19 protein-coding genes are annotated in these 22,788 nt (G+C 55.8%); all 19 read right to left on the bottom strand.

The features are described from left to right. Positions 1-46: 46 nt before the first annotated feature. Entirely contained in the window at positions 47-436 is a 390-nt protein-coding gene (mutT, locus tag J0A66_RS02605) for an 8-oxo-dGTP diphosphatase MutT (protein ID WP_206572200.1), read from the bottom strand. A 73-nt stretch (positions 437-509) separates the two neighbouring features. Further along, the gene (gene secA, locus J0A66_RS02600) at positions 510-3,209 is read right to left on the bottom strand and encodes a preprotein translocase subunit SecA (RefSeq protein ID WP_206572199.1); all 2,700 of its coding nucleotides are present in this window, start codon (positions 3,207-3,209) and stop codon (positions 510-512) included. Between the two features lie 219 nt (positions 3,210-3,428). Further along, positions 3,429-4,343: a M23 family metallopeptidase gene (locus J0A66_RS02595; protein WP_206572198.1), complete on the bottom strand. Its 915-nt coding sequence runs from the start codon at positions 4,341-4,343 to the stop codon at positions 3,429-3,431. Between the two features lie 286 nt (positions 4,344-4,629). After that, entirely contained in the window at positions 4,630-5,544 is a 915-nt protein-coding gene (lpxC, locus tag J0A66_RS02590; protein WP_206572197.1) for a UDP-3-O-acyl-N-acetylglucosamine deacetylase, read from the bottom strand. Positions 5,545-5,692: 148 nt separating this feature from the next. Then, positions 5,693-6,865 (bottom strand): cell division protein FtsZ, encoded by a 1,173-nt coding sequence (ftsZ, locus tag J0A66_RS02585; RefSeq protein WP_206572196.1) that lies wholly within the window; start codon positions 6,863-6,865, stop codon positions 5,693-5,695. 81 nt (positions 6,866-6,946) lie between these two features. Further along, positions 6,947-8,176 carry a cell division protein FtsA gene (ftsA, locus tag J0A66_RS02580; protein WP_206572337.1) on the bottom strand — a complete coding sequence of 410 codons (1,230 nt, stop codon included), beginning with the start codon at positions 8,174-8,176 and terminating at the stop codon, positions 6,947-6,949. 299 nt (positions 8,177-8,475) lie between these two features. Beyond that, the gene (locus tag J0A66_RS02575; protein WP_206572195.1) at positions 8,476-9,222 is read right to left on the bottom strand and encodes a cell division protein FtsQ/DivIB; all 747 of its coding nucleotides are present in this window, start codon (positions 9,220-9,222) and stop codon (positions 8,476-8,478) included. After that, on the bottom strand, positions 9,219-10,148 hold the full coding sequence (locus tag J0A66_RS02570) for a D-alanine--D-alanine ligase (RefSeq protein ID WP_206572194.1): 930 nt from the start codon (positions 10,146-10,148) through the stop codon (positions 9,219-9,221). The genes J0A66_RS02575 and J0A66_RS02570 overlap by 4 nt, the downstream gene beginning before the upstream one ends. Beyond that, positions 10,148-11,593 carry a UDP-N-acetylmuramate--L-alanine ligase gene (gene murC, locus J0A66_RS02565; protein WP_206572193.1) on the bottom strand — a complete coding sequence of 482 codons (1,446 nt, stop codon included), beginning with the start codon at positions 11,591-11,593 and terminating at the stop codon, positions 10,148-10,150. Before murC ends, J0A66_RS02570 begins: the two co-directional genes overlap by 1 nt. Next, entirely contained in the window at positions 11,590-12,669 is a 1,080-nt protein-coding gene (murG, locus tag J0A66_RS02560) for an undecaprenyldiphospho-muramoylpentapeptide beta-N-acetylglucosaminyltransferase (RefSeq protein ID WP_206572192.1), read from the bottom strand. Before murG ends, murC begins: the two co-directional genes overlap by 4 nt. Then, on the bottom strand, positions 12,662-13,852 hold the full coding sequence (gene ftsW / locus J0A66_RS02555; RefSeq protein WP_241263992.1) for a cell division protein FtsW: 1,191 nt from the start codon (positions 13,850-13,852) through the stop codon (positions 12,662-12,664). Before ftsW ends, murG begins: the two co-directional genes overlap by 8 nt. Before the next feature lie 17 nt (positions 13,853-13,869). After that, positions 13,870-15,177: a UDP-N-acetylmuramoyl-L-alanine--D-glutamate ligase gene (gene murD / locus J0A66_RS02550; RefSeq protein ID WP_206572190.1), complete on the bottom strand. Its 1,308-nt coding sequence runs from the start codon at positions 15,175-15,177 to the stop codon at positions 13,870-13,872. A gap of 3 nt (positions 15,178-15,180) precedes the next feature. After that, positions 15,181-16,263, bottom strand: coding sequence for a phospho-N-acetylmuramoyl-pentapeptide-transferase (gene mraY / locus J0A66_RS02545; protein ID WP_206572189.1), 1,083 nt, complete (start codon positions 16,261-16,263; stop codon positions 15,181-15,183). Beyond that, a complete protein-coding gene (murF, locus tag J0A66_RS02540; RefSeq protein ID WP_206572188.1) occupies positions 16,257-17,651 on the bottom strand; it encodes a UDP-N-acetylmuramoyl-tripeptide--D-alanyl-D-alanine ligase in 1,395 nt (464 codons plus the stop codon). The genes mraY and murF overlap by 7 nt, the downstream gene beginning before the upstream one ends. After that, positions 17,648-19,150: a UDP-N-acetylmuramoyl-L-alanyl-D-glutamate--2,6-diaminopimelate ligase gene (murE, locus tag J0A66_RS02535; RefSeq protein ID WP_206572187.1), complete on the bottom strand. Its 1,503-nt coding sequence runs from the start codon at positions 19,148-19,150 to the stop codon at positions 17,648-17,650. Before murE ends, murF begins: the two co-directional genes overlap by 4 nt. Beyond that, positions 19,140-20,882: a peptidoglycan D,D-transpeptidase FtsI family protein gene (locus J0A66_RS02530; protein WP_206572186.1), complete on the bottom strand. Its 1,743-nt coding sequence runs from the start codon at positions 20,880-20,882 to the stop codon at positions 19,140-19,142. Before J0A66_RS02530 ends, murE begins: the two co-directional genes overlap by 11 nt. After that, positions 20,879-21,199 (bottom strand): cell division protein FtsL, encoded by a 321-nt coding sequence (gene ftsL / locus J0A66_RS02525; RefSeq protein WP_206572185.1) that lies wholly within the window; start codon positions 21,197-21,199, stop codon positions 20,879-20,881. Before ftsL ends, J0A66_RS02530 begins: the two co-directional genes overlap by 4 nt. Beyond that, positions 21,196-22,131 (bottom strand): 16S rRNA (cytosine(1402)-N(4))-methyltransferase RsmH, encoded by a 936-nt coding sequence (gene rsmH, locus J0A66_RS02520; protein WP_206572184.1) that lies wholly within the window; start codon positions 22,129-22,131, stop codon positions 21,196-21,198. Before rsmH ends, ftsL begins: the two co-directional genes overlap by 4 nt. Next, entirely contained in the window at positions 22,131-22,589 is a 459-nt protein-coding gene (mraZ, locus tag J0A66_RS02515; protein ID WP_206572183.1) for a division/cell wall cluster transcriptional repressor MraZ, read from the bottom strand. Before mraZ ends, rsmH begins: the two co-directional genes overlap by 1 nt. Positions 22,590-22,788: the final 199 nt, after the last annotated feature.

The raw sequence follows: 22,788 nt of genomic DNA, 5'->3' as shown, positions 1-22,788 counted from the left end.
CTTTATCATCGACGATGATAAGTTTTCATTTAGGCAGCTTGGACCTTTAAATTGACATAAGGTGGTCGATAATAGGCAGGTTAGCTTTAGGAAATTCGTAATTTCCTAGCTCAGCCACAACCACCCAGCGCCCTTCCTGGCCTTCCCGGCCATGAGGTTCTCCGTTAAAGTCTCTGACGAGGTGAATATCCAGTCTGACGTGTTTATCACCATAGTCATGCTCGATCAGCATAAAGGACTCGCTGGCGCGTATCTGGATATCCACTTCTTCCTTTAACTCCCTGGCCAGGGCCTGCTGAACGCTTTCACCGTCCTCCACCTTGCCGCCGGGGAATTCCCATTTCCCCCCCTGGTGGAGTCTCTCGGCCCGTTTGCTGATAAACACCTGCTTGTCACGCAGTATCACTCCCACCGCCACATGTACAATCTTTTGCATTGCCGTTCCTTAAAAGCAAAAGGCCGGGAAATCCCGACCTCGTCACTCGTCACTCGTCACTCGTCACCAGATTCTAAGCCAATTTACCGTGACACTGTTTGTACTTCTTGCCCGAGCCACAGGGACAGGGATCATTGCGGCCGACTTTGGGCCCATCCCTCAACTGGGTCTGGACACCGCCGGTATTGTCGGTTGACGATTCGTGCTGCTCGACTTTGCGGGTATTCTGATCGGCCTCACGGCGACGCTGTTCCACCGCTTCCACATCCGATTCAGCACGCACCTGCACCTTGCTGAGCACACTGACCACTTCTATCTTGAGGTTTTCCAGCATCTCGGCAAAGAGTTCGAAAGACTCCCGCTTATATTCCTGCTTGGGGTTTTTCTGCGCATAACCGCGCAGGTGAATTCCCTGGCGCAGGTGATCCATGGCCGCCAGATGCTCTTTCCAGTGAGTGTCCAGACTCTGCAGCATGATGGCCTTCTCAAACTGACGCAATACCGGTTCGCCCACCATCTGTTCCTTGGCCTTGTAGGCCTGGTTCACCGCATCGTGAATACGCTCACGGAGTTTTTCCTCAAACAGCTTATCGTCCTCGTCCAGCCATTTCTGTACCGGCAGGTCCAGCAGGAAGTCGGACTTGAGTCTGTCTTCCAGACCGGATACATCCCACATTTCCTCCACCGACTGGGGGGGAATGTACTGGCTGATGACATTGTCCACCACATCGGCACGGATCGCTTCGATTGTGGCGCTGATATCCCCTTCATCAAGCAGCTCGTTGCGTTGTTCGTAGATCACCTTACGCTGATCATTGGCTACATCGTCGAATTCAAGCAACTGCTTACGGATATCGAAGTTGCGCGCTTCCACCTTGCGCTGGGCGTTTTCTATGGCCTTGGTGACCCAAGGGTGTTCGATAGCCTCGCCCCGCTCCATACCCAGACGCTTCATCATGTTGGCCATTCGCTCTGAAGCGAAAATGCGCATCAGGGAATCTTCCAGCGACAGGTAGAAACGAGAGGAACCGGGATCCCCCTGCCGGCCTGCCCGGCCACGCAACTGGTTGTCTATCCGGCGGGACTCATGGCGCTCCGTGCCGATAATATGCAAACCACCGGCCGCGATGACCGCATCGTGGCTTTCCTGCCACTCCTGCTTGATACGCTCCACTGTGCCCGGCTTGGGATCGTTAACCTTGTCCAGTTCGGCCTGCCAGTTACCACCCAGAACAATATCGGTGCCCCGCCCGGCCATGTTGGTGGCGATGGTCACGGCACCCGCGCGGCCAGCCTGAGCAATGATATCCGCTTCCTGGGCGTGGAACTTGGCATTGAGCACCTGATGGGGAATCTTGTTCTTTTTCAACACCCGGGAGAGCAGTTCGGAGTTCTCAATGGAAATGGTACCCACCAGCACTGGGCGGCCTTTTTCCACACATTCTTTGATGTCGGCCACAATGGCTTCATATTTTTCTTCAGCGGTCAGGTAGATCAGATCGGCCCTGTCGTCCCGGACCATTGGACGGTTGGTTGGGATTACCACTGTCTCCAGCCCATAGATATGCTGGAATTCAAAGGCTTCCGTATCCGCCGTACCGGTCATGCCGGCCAGCTTGTCATACAAGCGGAAGTAGTTCTGAAAGGTAATGGAAGCCAGGGTCTGGTTCTCATTCTGGATCTTGACCCCTTCTTTGGCTTCAACGGCCTGATGCAGGCCCTCTGACCAGCGACGGCCTTCCATGGTGCGCCCCGTGTGTTCGTCTACGATGACAATCTCATCTTCCTTGACGATATAGTCCACATCGCGATGGAACAGCTTGTGCGCCCGCAGCGCCGCATTAATATGGTGCATCAGCGAGATGTTGGACGCGGCATACAATGACTCGCCCTCTGGTAGCAGGCCATTCTGATGCATGATCTCCTCGACCCGCACCTGGCCCCGTTCCGTCAGCAGAATCTGTTTGGCCTTCTCGTCGATAGTAAAATCGCCATCTCCTTCTTTACCTTCCTCGTCCTCATGCTCCTGCAGTTTCAGCTCGGGAATAATGGCATTGATGCGACGATAAAGCTCGGAGCTGTCTTCGGCCTGACCTGAGATGATCAATGGTGTCCTGGCCTCGTCGATCAGGATCGAGTCCACCTCATCCACTACGGCGTAGTGAAGAGGACGCTGTACCCTGTCCTTGGGACTGAAGGCCATATTGTCGCGCAGGTAATCGAAGCCGAATTCGTTGTTGGTGCCGTACGTGATATCCGCTGCGTAGGCGGCCTTTTTCTGCTCGTGGGACATGCCAGGCACGTTACAACCTACCGTCAGGCCGAGGAATTCAAACAAAGGACGGTTCCAGTCGGCGTCACGGCGGGCCAGGTAATCGTTGACCGTAATCACATGCACGCCGTTGCCGGTCACGGCATTGAGATAGCAAGGCAGTGTGGCGGTCAGGGTTTTACCCTCACCGGTGCGCATCTCGGCGATCTTGCCTTCATTGAGTACCATGCCGCCAATCAACTGGACATCGAAATGGCGCATCTTGAAGACCCTTTTACTGGCTTCCCGCACCACAGCAAAGGCTTCTGGCAGAATATCCTGGCTGCTCTCACCTTTGACCAGCCGCTCCTTAAACTCGTCAGTTTTCTGTTTCAGCTGCTCGTCGGACAGCTTCTCATAGTCTGTCTCCAACTGATTGATCTGCTCGACAACCTTGCCCAGCTTCTTCAGGGTTCTGTCGTTGCGGCTACCAAATATCTTTTTGAAAATGCTAGAAAACATGGATTTACGGCTTCCAATTCTTATTCAATTTCCGTCCTGCGCCCGGACCTTCCTGCCCGGCTCTTACAGAACCCTGTTGTATTCAATCAATTGCAGACACCAGGCCTGCGATGTTGCTCAATCCCATCGGATGCAGAAAAGAAACAATCGCCCTAGGGCGATTGTCGCAACAAACATTCAGGAGAAAGCATGTGATCCTTGCGGATCCCTGCCACGCTGTTATCCCTGTGACTTGCGATAGACGAATGGCAGCGGATCGATCTGTTTGCCATGACGCATGACTTCATAATGCACATGCGCACCGGTTGAGCGTCCCGTACTGCCCATCACGGCGATAACCTGTCCTTTGGTCACCACATCTCCCACTTTTACTTCCAGTTCCTGGTTGTGACCGTAGCGGGTTACCAGACCGTTACCATGTTCGATCTCGACCAGATTACCATAGCCATAACGCTCACCCGCCCAGGTGACCAGTCCGGCGCCCGTGGCCACTACGTCATCCCCTTCCTGACCGGCAAAATCCAGTCCTTTATGCATGGCCGGCATACCGGAAAAAGGATCTTTACGTACGCCATAATAGGATGACAACCAGCCACTGTTAACAGGACGTCCCGCGAGGTAACTCTGGGCTTCGATATGGTGATTCAGCAGCACGGATTCAAGGGCATCCAGTTGTTTGGTTTTGCTATCCAGCTGCACCAGCATTTGTTCGATGCGGCCCAGCACATCCTGCCCGTCCTGCAGGTCCAGATCGACCAGTTCCTGCGCCGGACCGCCGATGGCTGGCAATTCGGAAAAATTAAACTCTTCGCTGTTCAGATCTGCTTCCCTGGCCAGTCTTTCACCCAGGGCGTTGAGGCGGTGCAGTTGCCCCTGCATTTCACCCAACTTTACCATCATGCCGGTCAGTTGCTGCTGGGTGGTTTCCTTGAGTTGTTCGACTTCCTGCTTTTGCTTGATCAGACCCGTCTGGGTATAGGCTATGCGCTCACGGGCTTCGGCGGGATCCTGAGTGGAGCGACCGGCTACCAGCAATAAACCCAGGGTCAGCACCAGGGCCGCCACAAGCTGCCGTTTGGACAAGCTGTATCGCAAACGGACTTTCTGACTTCTTATGACCAGAGTTAAACTCATTGAATCTCTTTTTCTACTGGCTGGAATCGGGATCTCGGCCGATTCTAAACCCGATTAGCGTTAAAAAAAAGCGCTGTGACCAATTGACCGGTCGCCAAACCGCCCCCCGCCCCAAATAAGTGTCAATAAATTGTTTACAGGGGAAGGTTTGCATAAGTCGCACCAGCTCGTTATCGTTTTGGTAACAATGGCTGCAGCACCGTTGTTGCCGCTGGCGGGATGTGCAAACAAAAATGCCGCTTAACGCGGCATTTTTACAATTTTCTAAAACCTGTACTGCCTTCAATCAACCCGCCATCGCCGGCAAGCCGAACCGAATCGGCAGGCTGTCCTGCAAATCGTAGCTGACAAACTCCCAGCAATCCTGCTGGGCCAGCAGACTGTTAAGCAATTTGTTGTTCAGGCCATGGCCTGTCTTATAGGCGCACAGCTCGCCAATAATGCTGTGACCGCCCAGGTACAGATCGCCGATGGCATCCAGGATCTTGTGCTTGAGGAACTCGTCCTCATAGCGCAACCCTTCCTGGTTCAGCACCCGGTATTCGTCCAGGGCCACGGCGTTTTCCATGCTGCCGCCCAGCGCCAAGTTGTGGGCGTGCATGTATTCCAGATCCTTCATAAAGCCAAAGGTACGGGCCCGGCTGACTTCATCGATATAAGAGCTGGTGTCGAAATCCATTACCAGATGCTGACGGGTCTGACTGATGACCGGATGTTCGAAGTCAATCTTGAAATCGACCCTGAAGCCATCATAAGGGCGCAGCTCAGCCCACTTATCCCCATCCTCAACCCGCACGGGCTTGGTGATGCGGATAAACTTCTTGGCCGCGCGCTGCTCTTCGATGCCCGCAGACTGCAACAGGAAGATAAACGGACTGGCGCTGCCATCCATAATCGGCAGCTCGTTGGCATCCACCTCGACGATGATATTGTCGATTCCCATGCCAGCCAGTGCCGAAGCCAGATGCTCCACGGTAGAGATGCTGGTGCCGTCCTGGTTGCTAAGGCAAGTACACAACATGGTATCCCCCACCGCATTGGCGCGGGCAGGTATGTCCACATAAGGCTCAAGGTCAACGCGACGGAACAGGATCCCTGTGTTCACGGGCGCGGGCCGGAGAGTCATGGTGACCTTGTCACCTTTGTGCAGACCGATACCTGTCACTTGCACTGACTGCTTAAGGGTACGTTGTTTGATCATCTCGCTTTAGCTCAAAAATTAACCAAAACTAAAAAGGGCTGGCATTTTAGTGGTTTGACCATTGCTTGTCAAAACATCCTTATGTCGCAAGTGGCAGAAATGCAACGATTTCTTACCAAATATGACACTTCAGTGACGGTCAGCCACCTCAGTCAGCCTGTTTACGCAGGAACGCCGGGATATCCAGATACTCCAGATCATTACCCTGCTCCTGCTTTTCTTCGTTTCCGGGGCGCTCCCGGTGGTTCTCACTGAGTGACGAAACCCGCTCGGTAGAGCCTGCCGGCTGCAACCTGAAATCGTTGGACTCCGTGGTGAAACGCGGCGCCTGGCGGTTGCTGACCAGGGAAATCTCGGGCCTGCGCTCTGCCCCTATGCCGGTGGCCACCACAGTGACACGTAACTCGTCTGACATATCCATATCGATAACAGTTCCCACCACCACAGTGGCATTTTCAGAAGCAAAGGCCTTGACCGCGTTACCCACTGTCTCAAACTCATCGATGGCAAAGTCGGGACCGGCAGTGATATTAACCAGAATACCGCGCGCACCGGACAGGTCGATGTCTTCCAGCAGCGGACAGGCAATGGCCGCCTCGGCCGCTTCCTCGGCCCTGTCTTCGCCGCTGGCCGCACCGCTGCCCATCATGGCCATGCCCATTTCGGACATCACGGTCCTCACGTCGGCAAAGTCCACGTTGATCAGGCCAGGACGGGTGATCAGTTCGGCAATCCCCTGTACCGCGCCGCGCAATACATCATTGGCTGCGCTGAACGCCTTCAGCAGCGGGGTGCCCCGACCCATGACCTTGAGCAGCTTTTCGTTGGGGATGGTGATCAGGGAGTCCACATACTTGGACAGTTCATCAATTCCCTGTTCAGCAAACTCGATACGTTTGCGTCCTTCGAACGGGAAGGGCTTGGTGACCACGGCCACCGTCAATATACCCATCTCCCTGGCGATGCGCGCCACTTCCGGGGCGGCACCTGTGCCGGTGCCGCCGCCCATGCCGGCTGTGATAAAGACCATATCGGCCCCTTCCAGGCTCTGGCGTATGGTCTCGGCATCTTCTTCGGCGGCCTGACGACCAATATTGGGGTTGGCCCCGGCGCCCAGACCTTTAGTCACCCCTGATCCTATCTGCAGGGTGATATTGGCCTTGGAGCTGCGCAGTACCTGGGCATCTGTATTGACGGCGATAAACTCCACGCCTTCAATATTGTGCGAAACCATATGGTCGACGGCATTACCGCCACCGCCGCCAACGCCTATCACTTTGATTACAGCTTCTTCGCTGTGACTATCCATTAACTCAAACATACTCTCTCTCCGGTTTTAGACTTAACAACATATGACCCTTGGCGCTGGCCATATCCCGTTACCTCATTCTTCACTTGGCGATTAAAACTCGCCCTTAAACCAACTCTGGATCCTGTGCCAGATTCCCTCAGTGGCTTTCTGCCTGGATTGCTGCCTGGCGCGCAGATGATCCTTGCCGTACTGCAGCAAGCCCACCACAGTGGCAAAGGTTGAATCTTCCACATATTCGGACAGACCTTTCACATTCAGGGGCTCTCCTACCCTTACCGGCATCTGGAACAGCTCTTCAGCGAATTCCACCGCGCCCTCCATCTTGGCAGTGCCGCCGGTCAGCACTATGCCGGCCGCAATCTGCTCTTCCAGACCGCTGCTGCGGATATGTTCATGCACCAGTTCAAACAACTCCTGGTAGCGGGGCTCGATGACCTCCGCCAGGGTATGCCTGGACATAGCCCTGGAAGGGCGTCCACCGACACTGGGCACTTCGATGCTTTCTTCCATGCTGACCATGTCTTTTAGGGCACAGGCGTAATTAATCTTGATTTCTTCGGCATGGCTGATAGGGGTTCGGAAGATCTTGGCAATATCACTGGTGATCTGGTTACCCGCTACCGGGATCACCGCCGTATGGCGAATGGCTCCGTCGGTGTAAATCACTATATCTATGGTGCCACCGCCGATATCCACCACACAGACACCCAGCTCCTTCTCGTCATCGGTCAGGACCGCGTAGCTGGATGCCAGAGCGGAAAAAATCAACTGGTCCGCATGCAACCCGCAACGCTCCACACACTTGACCAGGTTTTTTGCCATGTCGTCGGCACAGGTAATGATGTGGGCTTCGGCTTCCATCCTGACCCCGGACATGCCAACAGGGTTCTTGATCCCTTCCTGCACATCGATAGTGAACTCCTGCGGCAGCACATGCAGCAGGCGGCGTTCGGCCGCAATGGGCACGGAACGGGCGGCATGGATCACATTGTCCACATCCTCCTGAGTCACTTCCTTATTGTTGATTGGCACCATGCCGTTTTCGTTCTGACACTGCACGTGACGACCCGAGATGGACATAAATACCGACGAGACCCGGCAGTCTGCCATCAGTTCCATTTCATTAACCGCACTTTGCACCGACTGTACCACCAGGTTCAGATCGTTGACGCCGCCCTTGTCCATGCCACGGGCGGCATGGGTACCCACCCCCACCACGCTGATGGCGCCGTTGTCCAGCACTTCGCCGACCACGGCCTTGACATTGCTGGTGCCAATATCCAGTCCAACGATTAAATTGCGATCCGCCCCTTTAGACACCGGCATGCTCCGTTCTCACTGCTTGGTTGTTTGCATTTGTTAATTGCATCGTTTGTTAATCAATTCTTCTTTTGGGTCAGCCTGGCTGACCGGTAAATCTATTTTTAACTTGTTCAGTCATGCTGAACTTGTTTCAGCATTTATCGGCCTGGTCTAATACAGGTCCATGATGATACTTCGTGCTTTCCCTGCACTTCGCCCTTCGGGCCATCGTCTTTCTGACGATGTTCAACTGCTTTCCAGAAGCACTTGTCGGCACCCAGCCCAAACATCCATGTTTGGTCGTTCCGAGCGCTGCGTTATGCCTCAGGCATAACGGTCGCTCTCCACCCAACGGCCAGGCCGGTGTCATAGCGCAGGTCCACATACTCGGCCTGCTTCGGTGCCTTTTGCAGCAGCGGATAAATATCCACAAACCGCTGCAACCTGTCGATAAACTCACTACGGCCAAGGCTCATGGCCAACCCGTTGCTCAACTTAAGGTTCCAGGCGAACCGCTCGCTGAGGAACAGTTCTTCTATGTTCAGCCCCGCATGCTGCAACAGCGCCTCCATGGCATGATATCCCTGCAATGCGGCTTTCTCACTGCCCTGCGGCCCGTAGAGCCTGGGCAGTGAAAGGTCCTCAGGGCTTTGTGCCTCAAAGGTCTCCCCCTGCACGTTCAGTAACATGTCTTCATTCCATCTGGCCAGGGCCTGCTGCTCCACCAGATGGACATGCAGATTGTTGGGCCACTCCTTGCGAATCGACGCCCGGTAGACCCAGGGTAGGGCTTCGATATCCTTCAGTGCCTTAGCCACATCCAGTTCAAAAAAACTACCCGGCTGATTTTCCCTAATCGCCTTTTCAATCTGTACCGGATCCACATACTGGTACGATCCTGTGATCTTGATCTCCCGTACCGGCATCTGCTGCTCATCTTCCAACCAGGCATTCAGATGGTAGGCACCCAGCCCGAGTCCTATCAGTACCAGTACGAAAAATCCCATGCCCCACCAACGCTGTGGCCCTCTGACCGGCGCCGGCAGAGCCTGTAGTTCATTCATTTTTCCCTATCCGTGGTGGACAGAATCTCCAACGCCAACTGTTCAAAACTCAGACCCGCCACTCTGGCCGCCATCGGCACCAGGCTTTTCTTGGTCATACCGGGCACGGTATTGACTTCCAGCAGGTAGAACCTGCCGTGCTGGTCACGCATAAAATCCACCCTGCCCCAGCCGCAGCCATTGACTGCCGCGAAAGCCTGAACGGCCAGATCGGCCAGTTGCTGTTCTGTCTCAGGCGTCAGACCTGAAGGACAGTGGTACTGGGTCGTGGACGCCTGATACTTGGCCTCGTAATCATAAAATGTACGGGGAGTATGCATACGAATAGAAGGCAGAACCCGTTCGCCAAGCAGGCTGACGGTATATTCCTCGCCCTGGATGTACTGTTCTAGCAGGACCTGATTGTCATATTTGAAGGCTTCCTGGACGGCGACCGACAGCTCGTCCGCGGTGGTTACTTTGGCCATGCCGATGCTCGACCCCTCCCGGGCCGGCTTGACCATGACAGTCCCCCCCAACGCGGCAATTATATCTGCACCGGATCCTGCATCAAAACTGGATTTGTCCACCACCTGATACTCGGCGGTCGGTAATCCCAGCGCCTGCCATATCCACTTGGTGCGGATCTTGTCCATGGACAACGCCGACCCCAGCACCCCGGATCCGGAATAGGCGATACCCAGTTGCTGGAGGGCGCCCTGCAGACTGCCATCTTCCCCGCCGCGGCCATGCAGCATAATCAGTACACGTTCAAACCCCTGCTCCACCAACTGGGTCAGAGGCCGGTCGGCAGGGTCGAATCCGTGGGCATCCACACCGGCAGTTTTCAGCGCATCCAGTACCGCCTGGCCGGATTTAAGTGAGACTTCCCGTTCGGCCGAACTACCGCCGAACATCACCGCGACCTTACCGAATACCCTGTTCATCAGCACTTCTCCCCGGCCATCTCACTGATGCGCAGCTGCACTTTCTGCAGTTCTTTGGCCAGTTTACCGATATTACCCGCCCCCTGAGTCATCAGCAGATCGCCCCCTTCCAGCACCTGGGCGAGAACTCTAGGCAACTCTTCGGGAGAGCCCACATAGACCGGCTCTATCTGGCCACGCTGACGGATAGAGCGGCACAATGCCTTACTGTCGACTCCCTCAATAGGCGCCTCACCGGCTGAATAGACTTCCAGCAGCAGCAATATATCCACCTGGGATAATACCCGGACAAAATCTTCATAGAGATCACGGGTACGGGAATAACGATGGGGCTGATAAGCCATCACCAGGCGTTTGTCAGGCCAGTTGGTGCGAGCCGTGGCAATAGTGGCCTCCACTTCAGTGGGGTGGTGTCCATAGTCATCCACCAGCACCACTTCCCCCTTGCCCGTGTCGAATTTACCCAGATACTCAAAACGACGGCCGATGCCTTCAAAATTCGCCAGGGCCTCGACCACCTCTTTCTCGGGCAGCCCTTCCTCCAACGCGACTGTGATGGCCGCCAGGGCGTTAAGAACGTTGTGCCGCCCTGGCAGCCCCAGTTTAACCCTGAGGGGCCCGGCCGATTTGCGCTTCAGGGTAAAGCAACTGTGGTTAAAGCCGTGGGTGACCTCCACGGCCCGATAATCCACCTCTTCACCAAATCCGTAGGTGAGGTATTGGCGACCGGCCCTTGGCAACAAGCTCCTGACGACGGCATCGTCGCCACAGACCACTGCCAGTCCGTAGAAAGGCAGATTACGCAGGAAGTCCACATAGGTATCTTCCATACGTTTGAAATCTCCCTGATAGGTGTCCATATGGTCGGCTTCAATATTGGTCACCACCGACACCATTGGCTGTAAGTGCAGGAAGGACGCATCACTCTCGTCGGCTTCGGCGATCAGATACCGGCTGCTGCCAAGTCGCGCGTTAGTGCCGGCACTGTTAAGTAATCCGCCGATAACAAAAGTCGGATCCTTACCTGCATGGGCAAATATTGTTGCGATCAGACTGGTGGTGGTGGTTTTTCCATGGGTGCCGGCCACTGCGATGCCATGACGAAAACGCATCAGCTCAGCCAGCATCTCGGCCCGGCGAATAACAGGAATTCTGTGCTCACGGGCAGCCTGGATCTCTGGGTTCTGGTGATCGATGGCACTGGATACCACCACCACATCAACATTTTCGACATTACCCTTCCGGTGGCCAATATCAATCCTGGCCCCCAAACCCTCCAGCCTGGCGGTCATGCTGCTGGGCTGCAGATCTGAACCGGAAATCCGATAGCCCTCGTTCAGCAACACTTCGGCAATGCCGCCCATACCGGCGCCGCCTATGCCGATAAAGTGAATATTCCTGATCCGGCGCATTTCTGGAACCATGTAGGGGGTCACACTGGTCATGCCTGAAGCTCCGTCATTTGCTTACAGCACTCGGCCACCTGGGCCGTGGCATCCGGCCTGGCCATCTCTCTGGCCGCCGCACCCATTTTAAGCAAGTCGTCTGGCCGCTCCAGAAGCTGTTGTATTCTCAATTTGAACTCCTCCGTCGCCAGGCTGGACTGGGGGGCCATGATCGCAGCACCGCCGTCCACAAGAATCTGAGCATTCCTGCTCTGATGATCATCAACTGCATGCGGCAGCGGCACAAACACCGCAGCCAGGCCGGACGCCGCCACCTCGGCCACCGTCAGGGCACCCGCCCGGCAAATAATCAGGTCTGCCCAGGCGTAAGCCGAGGTCATATCCTGGATAAATTCTTCCACCTGCCAGACGACTCCCGCTGACATCCGGCGCTGGTATTCGGCGCTGACCTGTGCCTTGCGGCCGCCTCCACATTGATGACGCACTTCGATGCCGGAAAAGCTGGCCAGAGCGACAGGCAGTTTCTCGTTCAATGCCTGGGCGCCAAGGCTGCCGCCTATGATCAACAGACGGATTGGCCGGTCGCCGATGGGCTGTCTTTGTATCTCAAAGATGGTCTGTCTCACCGGATTGCCCACCCACTGAAACTTTTCGTCCGCGGGGCCGCTGAAGGTCTGGTCAAAGCCCGTCAGCACCTTTTTAGCCAGCCGGCTGAGCAGTTTATTGGTCATACCCGGCACAGCGTTTTGTTCATGAATCACTAATGGTGTACCTCTGAGCCAGGCCGCTATCCCGCCCGGACCGCTGGCGAAGCCGCCCATGCCCAGCACCACGTCTGGCTTAAAGGTCCGCTGCGCCCTGGCTGCCTGCCAGATTGCCCGCAGAATGGCAAACGGCGCGCCCAGCTTGCGCAACAGGCCATGGCCCCTGACACCACTGATAGTCAGATAACTGATGGGATAGCCAGCCTGCGGAACCAATCTGGCCTCCATCCTGTCCCGGGTACCGAGCCAATGAATCTGCCAGCCCCTGATGGCCAGATAATCGGCCACGGCCAGCCCCGGAAAGACGTGTCCCCCTGTGCCGCCAGCCATGATCATCAGCCGCTTACTCATTGGCCTTGCTCCGCTTCTTGTCACTCAGTGCCTGCACCCCATCCATGCGCAACTCAAAATCTATTCGCAGCAGGATAGCCACCGCCATGGCCATCAGAATCAGACTGTTCCCTCCGTAGCTGACCAACGGTAATGTCAGCCCTTTGGTGGGCAGAATACCGGCGCTGGCGCCTACGTTAACTGCGGTCTGGAAGCTGAACCAGATCCCGATGGAGTGCGCCAGATAGCCCTCAAAAGGCCGTTCCTGTTGCAACGCCAGATTACCCAGCCGCAACGCCTTCAACACCAGCATCATCAGGAGCACCAGGACAGCGCAGACCCCCGCAAAGCCCAGCTCTTCTGCCAGAATGGCAGCAATGAAATCCGTATGGGCCTCAGGGAGGTATTCCAACTTTTGCAGACTGTTGCCCAGCCCCTGTCCAAAAATATCCCCGCGTCCATAGGCCATCAGTGACTGGGTCAACTGATAACCACTGCCAAACGGATCGGCCCAGGGGTCCAGAAATGCCGTGATCCGCTTAATGCGATATTCCTCAAACATGATCAACGCCACGACGGCACACAGACCACTGATGAGGAGACCAAAGAATTGCCAGAGCTTGGCCCCGGCCAGGAACAACAGTCCGACAGTGGTGGCAAACATCACTACCACAGTCCCCAGATCCGGTTGCATCAGCAGCAGGAAAGCCAACAGGAACAGCACCGCCAGGGGTTTGATAAATCCTTTGAGGTTTTCCGTCACCTCTTCATAACGCCGTACCAGATAGCCCGCCAGATAACAGAAGAAAAACAACTTGGCCGGTTCGGCAGCCTGAATGGTAATAGGTCCGATAGCCAGCCAACGGGTACTGCCGTTAACATTTCGCCCTACCAGCAGGACGGCAACAAGCAGGGCGATGGCCACCAGCAACAGCCAGGCATTGGATAGCCGCCACCAGCGCATGGGGATCTGCAGGGTCACCAGTGCCGCCACCAGTGCGATCACCATATAGATGCCGTGACGAATGGCAAAATGGAAGGGATTGTCAAACAGACGTGCCGCCGCTGGCATGGAGGCCGACGTAACGATAATGAGTCCCACGGACATCAGGCTCAGTGCGATCAGCAGCAGTCCCAGATCGTAGGGACGCATCCCACGCACATCATGACGCAACTGAAACAAACGTTGCAGATTCTGGCCCATGGCGTTGTCAGCAATACTCATGACAATGCCTCCACGGCCCTGGCAAAGACCTGGCCCCGGTGATGATAATTCTGAAACATATCCAGGCTGGCACAGGCCGGGGACAATAACACCATGTCTCCGGCTCCGGCTTCTGAGGCGGCCAGGTTAACGGCTTCTTCCAGGGTGCTGACCAAAACAGCCCCCGGTTTGCGCTTTGCAATAGCCGGACCGTCCTTACCCAGACAGATCAGACGGTCAACCTTATTCAGGGCTGACTGTAACTGACTGAAGTCAGCGCCCTTACCATCACCACCGGCGATCAGGAAGAGCCTGCCGGCAAAAGTGGGACGCAGTCCCTCAATGGCAGCTTGGGTCGCACCGATATTGGTGCCCTTGGAATCATCAATCCAGCGAACGCCGCGCACTTCGCGCACCAGTTCACAACGGTGAGGCAGGCTCTTGAAATCCCGACAGGCTGCTTTTATCCCCGCCATTGTCGCTCCCGCCGCCAGGGCCAATGCTACGGCAGCCTGAATATTAAGCAGATTATGTTGTCCCACCAGACTGCAGTGTTTGAAATCCAGCAACGGCAGGCCGTCCAGTGTGATAAAACCGGTTTTGCTGTCGAAGCCCATGCCCGTCTTCGACTCCGACAAACCGAAACTGAGCTGACGGCCCCCTTCTTCTGGCAGGGTCAGCGGATCTTCCCGGTTGACCACGCACAATTCAGCGTTCTGGTAGATGCGCAGCTTGGCCTGCCGGTAACCCTGCAGATCTGCATAGCGATCCAGATGGTCCTCGCTGATATTCAAAATACTGCCGGCCACCAGGGGCAGATGGTGGGTGGTTTCCAGTTGGAAGCTGGACAACTCCAGCACCGCCACCTGATAGTCGTCATTCAGAAGGTCCAGCGCCGGGGTGCCGATATTGCCGCCCATGGCCACTTTCAGGCCACTGGATTTAAGCATCTCGCTGACCAGCGAAGTTACCGTGCTTTTACCGTTTGAGCCGCTAATGGCCACCACCGGCCTGGTGTTGAACCGGGCGAACAGTTCGATATCGCCGATAACTTCCACCCCGGCCTGTTGAGCCTGCTGCACGGCAGGCAGCGACAGGGATAAACCGGGACTGAGCAGGATCAGATCCATTGCCGACAACCGGCTGGCATCAAATGCCCCCAGGGTCACCGATACCGTCTCAGGTAACGCCACAGGCAAGTCAGCCCGATTGTCAAAAGCACTGACCCTGGCACCCTGAGACAGCAGAAAGCGCACACAGGACTGGCCGGTCAGACCTAATCCAACGACTGCAACCTGCTTATCCTTCAGGGTATATGCCGACATCTGTTACCTCAGTTTCAAGGTGGCCAGGCCCACCAGCACCAAAATCAGGGAAATAATCCAGAAACGCACGATCACGCGCGGTTCAGGCCAACCTTTAAGCTCATAGTGGTGATGGATAGGCGCCATACGGAAAATGCGTTGTCCGCGTAGTTTGTAAGAGCCCACCTGCAGAATCACAGACAGGGCCTCCATCACGAACACCCCCCCCATAATCAGCAAGACCAATTCCTGACGTACCAGTACCGCCAGGATCCCCAGGGCGCCGCCCAGAGCCAGGGATCCCACATCCCCCATAAATACCATGGCGGGATAGGTGTTGAACCACAAAAAGCCCAGTCCGGCACCGACGATGGCGGTGCAGACAATCACCAGCTCGCTGGTCAGCGGGATATAGGGAATGTTCAGGTAAGCGGAGAAGTTCACGTTACCCGTCACATAGGCAAAGACGGCAAATGCGCCCGCTACCAGTATGGTAGGGACGATAGCCAGTCCATCCAGGCCATCAGTAAGGTTCACCGCATTACTGGTACCCACCAGTACAAAATAGGTCAGCACCAGATACAACAGGCCAAGTTGCGGCATCACTTCCTTGAAAAACGGCACCAGCAGGGCGGTTTCCGCTGCCTGCTCCGTGTTACTGTAGAGATAGAAGGCCACCAGTATTGCCACCACCGATAACCAGAAATATTTCCATCTGGCAATCAGACCCTTGGAATCCTTGCGGATGACTTTTCGATAGTCGTCAACAAAACCGACAATGCCATAGCTGATAACAACAAACAGGGTCACCAAGACATACCGATTGGACAGATCAGCCCATAACAGGGTGCTGCTGACGATAGCCGCCAGAATCAGCACGCCCCCCATGGTCGGCGTACCGGACTTGGATAAATGGGATTCCGGACCATCGGTACGCACCGTCTGGCCTATTTGCATCCGCTGCAGCCAACGAATCAGGCGCGGCCCCAGAAATACTGAGGTGATCAGGGCTGTCAGCGTGGCCAGGATGGCCCGCATGGTCAGATAAGAAAAAACATTAAAGCCCGGATCAAATTGCCGCAGCCACTCGGCCAGCCATATCAGCATGCAATTCGCTCCCGGTAACGTTCAAGCTTTCCCACGGGGGATACCTCAATTGCCTGAACCACGCGCTCCATCCTGGCGCTGCGTGATCCTTTTATCAATATGCTGATATCCCGTTGCTCCTTCGCCACCAGCGACAGCAACCAGGCATTCAAAGTCTCCACGTCACTAAAATGACGTCCCTGCTCGGCAAACTGGTCACTGGCTTGCTGGCTGAGTACGCCCAGGCTCAGCAGGTTATCCACGCCTTTGGATCTGGCATATTGACCAATTTCTTCATGATAGAAACGCGCTTTTTCGCCTAACTCTGCCATATCACCCAGTACCAGAATGCGACGGCCTGAAAAGCTGGCCAACAGATCGATGGCAGCCTGGGTGGAGGCCACATTGGCGTTGTAACTGTCGTCTATCAGACGGACCTGATTGGTCAGTTGTTTGATATTCAGCCGTCCTTTAACCTGGGCCATATGCTGCAGGCCCAGTTTCACATCTTCCAGGCTGGCGCCCACTTCCATGGCCAGGGCTCCGGCACACAGGGCATTGGTGACATTATGCATACCCGGCACTGCCAGGGTCAGATCGAGATTGCCGGTAGGCGTATGCATCTGGAACTGGGCACAACCGTCAAGGCCAACCACCACGTCTGAGGCATAAAAGTCACCCGAATCCTGGCCGAATGTCTGCACCCGCACATGGTCCAGCTTGCCCTGCCAGAAGTTAAGGAACTGGCTGTCGCCGTTCAGTATTGCCAGCCCTTTTTCCGGCAGGCCTTTGAATATCTCGCTCTTGGCTCTGGCTACGCCGAACAGACTGCCAAAACCTTCCAGATGCGCGGCAGCGGCATTGACGATAGTGGCGGCATCGGGGCGGGTCAGGGAAGTGGTATAAGCGATCTCCCCCAGGTGGTTGGCACCCAGTTCGATGACAGCAAAATCATGATCTTTTTCCAGCCGCAGCAATGTCAGCGGCACGCCGATATCGTTGTTAAAATTCCCCTGGGTGGCCAGCACCTTGCCACGGCGGGACAAAATTGCGGCGACCATCTCCTTGACTGTGGTCTTACCGCTGCTGCCGGTAATGGCCACCGTCTTGACCCTGGCCAGGCTGCGGATGGCCGAGGCCAACTGGCCAAGGGCAAGTTTGGTATCGTCCACCAGCAGGTAAGGCAGAGACGTTTCCACCGGTCTGGACAGGATCAGCGCGGCTGCGCCTTTCTGCTCTGCGGTATGCACAAAGGTATGACCATCAAAGTTTGGCCCGCTCAAGGCCACGAACAAATCGCCCGGTTGCAGGGTGCGCGTATCGGTACTCACCCCGGTAACCGTCTTATCGCTACCGGCCAATGATGTGTGCAGTTGCTGTGCAATCCATTCGAGAGTTACAGAGATCACCTTATTGTCCCCTTTATCAATTCGTTGGCGTATTCACGCTCGTCATAGTTGATTTTGTTGTCACCGATAATCTGGTAGTTTTCATGGCCCTTGCCGGCCAGCAGCAGGATATCGCCGGGTTTTGCGTGCCCCATGGCCTGTTTGATGGCGACTCTGCGATCCAGTTCTACCTGGGCTTTTTCCGGTTTTTCCAGGCCGGTCAGGATATCCCTGGCAATCTGCTGTGGATCTTCCGAGCGGCTGTTGTCATTGGTGATCACCACCACATCGGCTTGCTGCTCGGCAATTCGTCCCATCAAAGGGCGCTTCCCCTTATCCCTGTCGCCACCGCAACCAAAGATCACAAACACCCTGCCCCTTGCATGGTCACGCAAGGCTTTAAGCGCCTGTTCGAGGGCGTCTGGGGTGTGGGCATAATCCACCACCAGGGTCGGCAGTCCCTCGCTGTGAAAGACCTCCAACCGTCCGGGGACGGGCTTAACCAGTTGAGCCGCTCTGGTGATCCTTTCAAACCCATGTCCCAGGCAAAGCTGCACGGCCATGGCGCCAAGCAGGTTCAATACATTGAACTGGCCTAACAGGGATGAATGCAGCTCGGCTTCACCCAGGTGGCTGGAGAGGTGGATGCGGGTTCCCTCAGGCAGGTATTCGACCCTGTCGGCAACCAGATAAGGCAACGTGTTAAAGCGCGGCGTCTCCAGGCCGTAAAAGATCAGCTCTTTGCGCTCTTTGGCCAGGGCCAGCCAGTTCAGGCTCTCCTCGTCCTGCTGATTGAGCACCACTGACTTCAGGCCCGGCTGATTGAGCAACAGACGCTTGGCCGCCGCATAGCGGTTCATATCGCCATGGTAGTCCAGATGATCCCGGGTCAGGTTGGTAAAGAGCGCCACATCCGTTTTCAAGCTGGCGATTCGGTGTTGCACCAGCGCATGGGAAGAGGCTTCCAGCGCCACCACCTGGCCGCCCTGATGACTCATTTCCCGCAGCAGCCTGTGCATGCTGATGGCGTCAGGCGTGGTATTGCCCACTTCCTGCATATTGCCGAGTAAACCCGCCCCCAGCGTTCCTATGGATCCGGCTCTGTGACCAAGCAGTTCACTCATCTGGGCGATAAGCTGCACTGTACTGGTCTTGCCGTTGGTGCCGGTGACTGCGGCCACCTGCAGTCCGCTGGCCGGATGCTGAAAAAATTCCGCAGCCAGCGCACTGAGTCGTTCTGAGAGTCGGTAGAACTGTACAATCAGGGACTGCTCACGCATTTCCATCTGACCATGGGCCGCTTCGTCCGCCGTTTCGGCCAGAATGGCCTTGGCACCCAGACTGATGGCCTGGGGAATAAAATTCCGGCCGTCCAACTTGTGGCCGGCTACGGCCACGAAGAGTTTGTGAATGGCGACCTCACGGCTATCCAGCACCATGTCCTGCAACTCAATGGCTGGGGCCTCGATACCAAAAGGCAATAGCAGGCTGCGCAGATTCATCGGCTTGTCAGGAGTCATGTCGCCGTCCTCCTTTAACTGCAGCCAGGGATGACACGGCCTTGTCGTCGGGGGGAATATTCAATAACTGCAGAGTGCCGCCCATGACGCGGGCAAACACCGGTGCCGCCGTATCTCCGGCATAATAGAGGTCCCCACCGGGTTCGTTGATCAGTATCACTACTACCACCTGTGGATCGGACACCGGTGCCAGGCCGGCAAAGATATTGACATATTCCTCACCATAACCGCCTGCCACGGCTTTACGGCTGGTGCCCGTCTTGCCGGCCACCCGGTAGCCGGGCACGCGGGCTTTGGGCGCCGTGCCGCCGTCAAGGACCACCGTTTCCAGCATCTCCACCATGGCCTTGGCATAATCCTTACTCAGGACCTGCTCGGCGGGAGGCAACTGCCCGGCCCTGACGATACTTAACGGACGCTTTTTACCGCCATTGCCCAGAATGCTGTACATCCGCGCCAGTTGCAGGGTGGTGACAGACAATCCGTAACCAAAGGAGAGGGTCGCCAGCTCAAAATCAGACCAGCGGTTGCGCTCGTGAAAGATGCCACCGCTTTCTCCCACCAGATTGGTACCGGTGTCGCCCACCATCCCGACCTGGTAGAAAAGGTCGATAAAGTGTTCCTTGGGCACAGACAGCGCCAGCTTGGACGTACCCATGTTGCTGGACTTGCGGATAATGCCGGTAAGATCCAACTGTCCGTAGTTTTTACCGTCCTGAACCAGACTGCCTCCCACCCGCATCCAACCGGGGGAAGTATCCAGCACATCATTCAGATCAGCCGAGCCGAACTCCAGGGCCGCCAGCACGGCCAGGGGCTTGGCTGTGGAGCCCGGTTCAAACGTGTCTGTAATGGCGCGATTACGGATCCGGTGCGCAGAGACATTACTGCGGTTATTAGGATTAAAGGAAGGGCTGTTGACCATTGCCAGGATCTCGCTGGTCTTGATGTCCAGCACCACCGCCGAACCGGAAGCCGCCTTGTAGGTGCCGACCGCCAGTTTTAGCTCCTTATAGGCCAGGGCCTGGATGCGCTGATCGATAGTCAGTTGCAGATCTTTACCCGCCTCCCCCTGGGTTTCATCGAGAATTTCCACCTGACGGCCTTTGGCGTCCCGGCGGATATTCCTGGACCCCGGAGTGCCGGTCAGCCAGTCATTGTAGAGGCGTTCAATACCCTCGATACCCCTGTCGTCCACGTCCGTAAAGCCGATAAGCTGGGCGGATACTTCACCGGCCGGATAGTAACGGCGGGACTCGTTGCGCAGGTAGATGCCCGGCAGATCCAACTGCTCCACATACTCAGCCATGGCAGGCGATACCTGGCGCTCGATATAAACGAAGCGACGGCGCGGATCGGAGGTGCGCTGCTGTATCGCGGTCAGGTCCTGACCCAACACATCAGCCAGGGCCTGCCAACGACGCATATCATTGAAACCGCCGTGATCGTGAATAATCTTGGGATCGGCATAGATTGCGCGGACCGGCACGCTGACGGCCAGTTCCTCGCCATTTCTGTCAGTGATGATTCCTCTGTGAACCTGAGTATAACGGGTCCGTTTGGTGCGATTGTCACCCTGCTGAATCAGTGAATCGGGCTCGATCACCTGAATATAGGCAGCCCTGGCCACCAGGGTGGCAAAAACGCAGATGACCAGAAAGGCCACCAGCATGAAACGCCACTCCACCAGCCTGGGCTTGAGGTTCTTCTTGGCTTGTCTGGTGCTGCTCATCGTATCCTCACCACTACTTCATCTTCGGCGGTAGGACGGCGCATGTTCAATTGCTTGCGCACCAGGCTTTCCAGACGATTATGTTCTGTCAGGGCACTTTGCTCCAGCAACAGATGACGCCACTCCACATCCAGTTGGTCGCGCTGTTGCATCAGTTGTTCATGGGCGATGGCCAGTTGTCTGTTGTGATGAGAGCTGAGGATAACCGCAGCGGCACTAATCAGGACCATTAAATACAACAAAACTCGCCCGGGGTGGCGAGTCAGATCCGTCCATATCAGACTGACGAGGCTGAACTGGGTCTGGCCGTCTTTCATAGCTTTTCCGCCACCCTGAGCACTGAACTCCGTGCCCGGTTGTTCCTCGCCAGCTCTTGCTCGGAAGGCATGATAGCTTTGCCGATCAATCGCATGGATTTGCTGGCGTTAAGCTCAGCTTCCATTATTGGCAATCCCATGGGGACCTGCCTTCCCCGGCTCTTTTCCCTCATGAAGCGCTTGACCAGGCGATCTTCCAGGGAGTGAAAACTGATGACGGCCAGGCGGCCGCCGGCTTGCAGTGCTGTGAGGGCCCCTTCCAGAGTCAGGGTCACTTCGTCCAGTTCGCTGTTGATAAAAATACGGATGGCCTGAAAGCTTCGGGTAGCAGGATGCTTGTGTTTTTCCTTCACCGGCACGGCATCGTCGATCAGTTTGGCCAGTTGACCGGTGCGGGTCAGGGGGTGTTCATCGCGGGTCTCGACAATGGCATGGGCAATCCGACGGGCAAAGCGTTCTTCGCCGTACTCCTTGAGCACCTGGACTATGTCTTCCAGTTCGGCCACAGCCAGCCAGTTGGCGGCACTGATGCCCCGGGTGGTGTCCATACGCATATCGAGGGGCCCGTCACGCATAAAACTGAAACCGCGCTGGGGGTCGTCCAACTGCGGCGAGGAAACGCCCAGATCCATCAGGATACCGTCCAGCTTGCCGGTCAGGCCAAGCTTGTCAGTCAGGGATAACAGTTTGGAGAAAGAGGTATGATGGATTTCAAATCTGGGATCCTCAGCGAACGTTTTGGCTGCCTCAATAGCCTGGAGGTCCCGATCCAGGGCAATCAGACGACCCTGGGCGGATAATTGCGCGAGGATGGCGCGGGAATGCCCGCCGCGACCAAAGGTGGCGTCGAGGTAGATTCCGTCGGGTTTGACTGCCAGGCCCTCGATGGATTCCTGGAGCAACACCGACTGATGCGCATAATCGGTGGACATTATAGTGAGAAGTCCTGCAATCTCTCTGTTAACTCGAAGCCGCCCTGTTGCTCGGTCTCAATATCGTCATGTATCTGCTGTTGCCAGATACTGGTGTCCCAGAGCTCGAACTTATTCAGTTGCCCCACCAGCATTAATTGCTTGTCCAGCTTGGCATGCTGGCGCAAAGGACCGGACAACAGGAAACGACCATTGCCGTCCATGCTGCCCTCCAGCGCATAGCCCAACAGCAGACGCTGTAAGCGCCGCTCATGGGGATTCATACTGGATAGCCTGCTGAGCTTGAGCTCGATCTCTTCCCATTCGGAGAGTGGGTAAAGTAGCAAACAGGGTTGCTGTATATCGATGGTACAAACCAGCTGTCCCTGACAATCATCCAGCAACGCCTGGCGGTAACGGGTTGGAATCGTTACACGTCCTTTATTGTCCAGATTGATTGCGTTAGCGCCGCGGAACATTCCCCTAGCCTTATTAAAATTATTTTTTCCACTTTTTGCCACTTTTACCCACGTTTGACAGTTTAGGTACCACTACTGGCCAGTGTCAAGGAATAAAAGGCCGCGCTATTTGGGCCTGCAAGCCAGAAATATCAGGGCCTTTGTCGAAGTTATTGATAAGGTGGAAAAAAGTGGTAAGCCTGGATCACTGTGGCCATTT

The organism is Bowmanella dokdonensis (assembly GCF_017254865.1).
Lineage (GTDB): Bacteria > Pseudomonadota > Gammaproteobacteria > Enterobacterales > Alteromonadaceae > Bowmanella > Bowmanella dokdonensis.
The sequence above is the reverse complement of the archived record's forward strand: the minus strand, read 5'-3'. Positions and strand labels throughout refer to the sequence as shown.

Excerpts from the sequence above, each read along its gene's own strand:
- mutT (WP_206572200.1), bottom strand. The coding sequence starts at position 436 with ATGCAAAAGATTGTACATGTGGCGGTGGGAGTGATACTGCGTGACAAG.
- secA (WP_206572199.1), bottom strand. The coding sequence starts at position 3,209 with ATGTTTTCTAGCATTTTCAAAAAGATATTTGGTAGCCGCAACGACAGA.
- J0A66_RS02595 (WP_206572198.1), bottom strand. The coding sequence starts at position 4,343 with ATGAGTTTAACTCTGGTCATAAGAAGTCAGAAAGTCCGTTTGCGATAC.
- lpxC (WP_206572197.1), bottom strand. The coding sequence starts at position 5,544 with ATGATCAAACAACGTACCCTTAAGCAGTCAGTGCAAGTGACAGGTATC.
- ftsZ (WP_206572196.1), bottom strand. The coding sequence starts at position 6,865 with ATGTTTGAGTTAATGGATAGTCACAGCGAAGAAGCTGTAATCAAAGTG.
- J0A66_RS02575 (WP_206572195.1), bottom strand. The coding sequence starts at position 9,222 with ATGAATGAACTACAGGCTCTGCCGGCGCCGGTCAGAGGGCCACAGCGT.
- J0A66_RS02570 (WP_206572194.1), bottom strand. The coding sequence starts at position 10,148 with ATGAACAGGGTATTCGGTAAGGTCGCGGTGATGTTCGGCGGTAGTTCG.
- murC (WP_206572193.1), bottom strand. The coding sequence starts at position 11,593 with ATGACCAGTGTGACCCCCTACATGGTTCCAGAAATGCGCCGGATCAGG.
- murG (WP_206572192.1), bottom strand. The coding sequence starts at position 12,669 with ATGAGTAAGCGGCTGATGATCATGGCTGGCGGCACAGGGGGACACGTC.
- ftsW (WP_241263992.1), bottom strand. The coding sequence starts at position 13,852 with ATGGGCCAGAATCTGCAACGTTTGTTTCAGTTGCGTCATGATGTGCGT.
- murD (WP_206572190.1), bottom strand. The coding sequence starts at position 15,177 with ATGTCGGCATATACCCTGAAGGATAAGCAGGTTGCAGTCGTTGGATTA.
- mraY (WP_206572189.1), bottom strand. The coding sequence starts at position 16,263 with ATGCTGATATGGCTGGCCGAGTGGCTGCGGCAATTTGATCCGGGCTTT.
- murE (WP_206572187.1), bottom strand. The coding sequence starts at position 19,150 with ATGACTCCTGACAAGCCGATGAATCTGCGCAGCCTGCTATTGCCTTTT.
- J0A66_RS02530 (WP_206572186.1), bottom strand. The coding sequence starts at position 20,882 with ATGAGCAGCACCAGACAAGCCAAGAAGAACCTCAAGCCCAGGCTGGTG.
- ftsL (WP_206572185.1), bottom strand. The coding sequence starts at position 21,199 with ATGAAAGACGGCCAGACCCAGTTCAGCCTCGTCAGTCTGATATGGACG.
- rsmH (WP_206572184.1), bottom strand. The coding sequence starts at position 22,131 with ATGTCCACCGATTATGCGCATCAGTCGGTGTTGCTCCAGGAATCCATC.
- mraZ (WP_206572183.1), bottom strand. The coding sequence starts at position 22,589 with ATGTTCCGCGGCGCTAACGCAATCAATCTGGACAATAAAGGACGTGTA.